The sequence below is a fragment of the Homoserinimonas sp. OAct 916 genome, assembly GCF_003260275.1.
In the GTDB taxonomy this organism is placed as follows: domain Bacteria; phylum Actinomycetota; class Actinomycetes; order Actinomycetales; family Microbacteriaceae; genus OACT-916.
Map to the genome: position 1 here is coordinate 1 of NZ_QJHB01000059.1, position 411 is coordinate 411.

Genomic DNA, 411 nt, shown 5'->3' on the forward strand with positions numbered 1-411 from the left:
TTTCTGCATTCTTCTCGAGCTCCGAGACCGGCATGATGTCGATCAACCGCTACCGGCTGAACCACGAGGCCAGCAGCGGCGATAGCCGGGCTCGCCGGGTCCTGCGGCTGCTGGCACGCCCGGATCGCCTGATCGGCGTGATTCTGATCGGCAACAACCTGGTCAACAACCTGGCGGCCGCCATCGCCACCGTGCTCGCCATCCATTTCTTCGGCGAAGTCACCGGCCCCGCGGTCGCCCCGCTGATCCTGACCATCGTGATCCTCATCTTCGCCGAGGTCAGCCCCAAGACCTACGCGGCGATCAAGCCCGAGCGCATCGCCTACCCCTCATCACTGGTGCTGGAGCCGCTGCTCAAGCTGCTCTATCCGCTGGTGTGGCTGGTCAACGCGCTCTCCAACGGCCTGCTCC

Annotated in this window: 1 protein-coding gene; it reads left to right on the forward strand. The window is 65.0% G+C overall.

Translation table 11 applies throughout. From position 1 onward, the window contains the following. Positions 1-32: 32 nt before the first annotated feature. On the forward strand, positions 33-411 hold a 379-nt coding region (locus DL891_RS16680; RefSeq protein WP_232819245.1), incomplete at its 3' end, for a CNNM domain-containing protein.